We start from the raw sequence: 3827 nt of genomic DNA, 5'->3' as shown, positions 1-3827 counted from the left end.
CACCGGCGATGACCACCCCGTCGGCCTCGGACCAGTCCCCCGTCTTGGCGGCCTTGATGCACGCCTGAACCTGCTTGCCCAACCGCGGCCCCGCCGCGCGGGCGTTGACGGCCAGCTCCATCCGCCCGTGGGCGGCCACGTCGCTCGTCAGGTGGACGTGGCGCACGTTGACCTCGTCGGCGATGATCCCGGTGAACGGCTCGAGCCTCTCGGCGTCGGGCATCGCCACGGTGAGGGAGTTCAGGGGCAGGCGCACGCGCAGCTGCTTGGCCTTGCGCACGGAGGAGACGGTCGAACACACCGACCGCACGGCCTCCATGGCCTCGACCAACCCGGCGTCGCGCGGGAGCTCGTCGGCGGCCGGCCAGTCCGCGAGGTGGACCGACTCCCGCCCGGTCAGGCCGGTCCACACGACCTCCGACATGAGCGGGAGGAGCGGGGCGGCGAGCCGCATCGTCGTCTCCAGCACCGTGTAGAGGGTGTCGAAGGCGTCGCGGGAGTCCTGACCGGAGGCCTCCCCCGCCCAGAACCGGGAGCGCGACCTGCGCACGTACCAGTTGGTCAGGGCGTCGGCGAACTGTCGCAGTTCGTCGCAGGCGGCGGCGATGTCCGTGGTCTCCAGGGCCTCGGTCATCGCGTCCCGGGTCGTGGCCAACCGGGACAGGATGTACCGGTCCAGCACGTGCGGGGAGTCCATGCGCCAGGTGGCGCGCTCGGCGGCGTACAGCTGCAGGAAGCTGTAGGAGTTCCAGAGCGGCAGCATGGCCTGACGCACACCCTCGCGGATGCCCTGTTCGGTCACCACGAGATTGCCACCGCGGAGGATGGGGGAACTCATGAGGAACCATCGCATGGCATCGGAGCCGTCGCGGGCGAAGACCTCGTTGACGTCCGGGTAGTTGCCCTTGGACTTGCTCATCTTGAGCCCGTCGTTGCCCAGCACGATCCCGTGGGCGGCGACGTGCGTGAACGCGGGACGGTCGAACAGCGCCGTGGCCAGGACGTGCAGCGTGTAGAACCAGCCGCGGGTCTGACCGTTGTACTCGACGATGAAGTCGCCCGGGTTGTGGGTCTCGAACCACTCCTTGTTCTCGAAGGGGTAGTGGACCTGCGCGAACGGCATGGACCCGGACTCGAACCAGCAGTCGAACACGTCGGCCACCCGCCGCATGGTGGATCTGCCGGTCGGGTCGTCGGGGTTGGGCCGGGTCAGCTCGTCGATGTACGGACGGTGCAGATCGGTGGGCCGCACCCCGAAGTCGGCCTCGAGCTCGTCGAGGGAGCCGTAGACGTCCACGCGCGGGTAGGCGGGGTCGTCCGACTCCCACACGGGGATCGGCGCGCCCCAGTACCGGTTCCGGTTGATGTTCCAGTCCCGCGCGCCCTCGAGCCACTTGCCGAACTGCCCGTCGCGCACGTGCTCCGGCATCCACGTGATGTGTTCGCGATTGAGCTCGACCATCCGGTCCCGGAACGCGGTGACCTTGACGAACCAGGCCGGCAGGGCCATGTAGATCAACGGCTGCCCGGAGCGCCAGGAGTGCGGGTAGGAGTGCTCGATGGTCTCGTGCCGGATCAGGCGACCCGCGGCACGCAGGTCGCGTGAGATGGGCGCGTTGGCGTCGAAGACCAGCTGGCCCGCGTACGGGGGCACCTCGGCGGTGAACTTGCCGTCGGGGCCGACCGGGATGACCAACTCGATGCCGGCCGCGTCGCAGGCGTCCTTGTCCTCCTCACCGAAGGCCGGCGCGAGGTGGACGATGCCGGTACCCGACTCGGTGGTGACGTAGTCCGCCGACAGCACGACGTGCGCGCCGGGGTGGCCGGCGAAGAAGTCGAACGGCGGGACGTACGTCAGACCCACCAGGTCGGCGCCCTTCGCCGTCGCCACCACCTCGGCGTCCTCGCCGAACTCGGGCGCGTACACCCCGCGGCGGGCCTCGGCCACCACGAAGCGGCGGCCGGCGAGCTCACCGGAGTTCACCTGCACCACGCAGTAGTCGATGTCGGGGTGGACGGCGGCGGCCAGGTTGGACGGCAGGGTCCAGGGGGTGGTGGTCCAGACCAGCGCCTCGGCGCCGTGGAGCGGGCTGGACTGCGGCGCCTCGAGCGGCAGGCCGACGGTGACCGCGGGGTCCTGACGCATCTTGTACGCGTCATCCAACCGGGTCTCCTGGTTGGACAGGGGCGTCTGCTCGTACCAGGAGTACGGCAGCACGCGGAAACCCTTGTAGACCAGGCCCTTGTCGTAGAGCCGCTTGAACGCCCACAGGACGGACTCGGTGAAGTCGATGTCCAGCGTCTTGTAGTCGTTCTCGAAGTCCACCCAACGGGCCTGACGGTGGACGTACTCCTCCCACTCGTCGGTGTAGCGCAGGACCGACTTCTCGCAGGCCGAGTTGAACTCGGCCAGACCCATGTCGAGGATCTGCGACTTCTCGGTGATCCCCAGCTGCTTCTCGGCCTCGAGCTCGGCCGGCAGACCGTGACAGTCCCATCCGAAGCGGCGCTCGACCAGGTATCCGCGCATGGTGCGGTAGCGCGGGATCACGTCCTTGACGTACCCGGTGAGCAGATGCCCGTAGTGGGGTAGGCCGTTGGCGAACGGGGGGCCGTCGTAGAAGACGTATTCCTCGGCGTCCGCCCGTCTGCGGACGGACTCCCGGAAGGTGTCGCGCTGGTCCCACCGGGCCAGGACGGTCTGCTCGAGGGCGGGGAACGACGGCGACTGTGCCGTGGTGCCGCCGGTGAGGTCGAGAATCGGGTAGGCGCTACCCGTGGCGGTGGGCTCGGTGCTCATGCGGGCGGACTCCTCGCGGTACGGGGCCCGCACGAGTGGGTACCCGTGGGGCCGACAGGCCTGCGCTCGGGGACGATCCGGACACGACTGGCGCGTCCGTCCGCGGTACCACCCCGTTTGACGACGACGGTGCGACGCCCACTCATGGGTCGGGGGCCGGTCGGGCTCCCCCGTTCGGTTCTACTGAGCCGCCCCCTCCACGGGACCGGCCGTTCTTCCGAGCGCTCCCCGGTGATGGCCGGATCGCAGCGCATCCGGCTCACCGCCGGACATGGGGTGATGTTACCTGTCGGCGTGGGAGTCCGCCGCGTCCGCCACCTCTGACGGGTCCCGTCCGGACCCGTCACGCGCGGACCTCCCGCGGATGAGATCCATGACCAGCAGCAGCAGGCCGAGGGCGCCGACCACGATGCAGGCCCACGCCCACCCGATCTGACCGGTGGCGACGGCGGCGACGAGGAAGACGAATCCGAGGATCGTCAGTCCGAGTGCGGCGACGAGCATGCGTTCCTCCTGCCGTGGTGCGTGTCGTGGGGCGCGCCTGTTCCGGGGCGGTCCCACTCCCCGAATATACGTCGGTCCCCGCACCCTGGGCAGGGGCGGGGACCGGACGCGTCGACGCGGGAGGACTACTCGGCGCGGTGGCCGCCGTCCTTCTTGGCACCCTGGTCGGGCGCACCGGCGTTCTCCGCCGGGGCGGCCGGGGCAGCCGATCCGGACTTCCCGAGCTCGGACAGCTGGTTCTCGAGGTAGCTGGTGAGGCGACTGCGGTAGTCCTTCTCGAAGGTCCGCAGCTGGTCGATCCGGCCCTCGAGCACGCCACGCTGCTGGTTGATGGTGGCCATGATCTCGGTGTGCTTGCGCTCCGCGTCGGCCTGCAGGGCGTCCGCCTTGGCCTGGGCTTCCTTGATCTGCTGCTCGGAGCGTGACTGGGCGTCCTTGACGATCCCGTCGGACTTGGTCTTGGCCTCGCCGAGGATCTTGTCGGCCTCCCTGCGGGCGTCGCCGACCATCTTCTCCGACTGCG

The 3827-nt window shown here is 69.7% G+C and carries 2 protein-coding genes and 1 pseudogene; all 3 read right to left on the bottom strand.

Annotated elements, in window-relative coordinates:
- Positions 1–2800, bottom strand: a 2800-nt coding sequence (gene ileS, locus G6017_RS14865) for an isoleucine--tRNA ligase (RefSeq protein WP_182618043.1), incomplete at its 3' end; no start/stop codon positions are given.
- 282 nt (positions 2801–3082) lie between these two features.
- On the bottom strand, positions 3083–3304 hold the full coding sequence (locus G6017_RS14860) for a hypothetical protein (RefSeq protein ID WP_182618041.1): 222 nt from the start codon (positions 3302–3304) through the stop codon (positions 3083–3085).
- Positions 3305–3429: 125 nt separating this feature from the next.
- Positions 3430–3827 (bottom strand): annotated as a pseudogene (locus G6017_RS14855) (DivIVA domain-containing protein); the annotation flags it as partial.

The sequence above is a fragment of the Dietzia sp. B44 genome (assembly GCF_014145245.1).
Lineage (GTDB): Bacteria > Actinomycetota > Actinomycetes > Mycobacteriales > Mycobacteriaceae > Dietzia > Dietzia natronolimnaea.
The sequence above is the reverse complement of the archived record's forward strand: the minus strand, read 5'-3'. Positions and strand labels throughout refer to the sequence as shown.

Excerpts from the sequence above, each read along its gene's own strand:
- G6017_RS14860 (WP_182618041.1), bottom strand. The coding sequence starts at position 3,304 with ATGCTCGTCGCCGCACTCGGACTGACGATCCTCGGATTCGTCTTCCTC.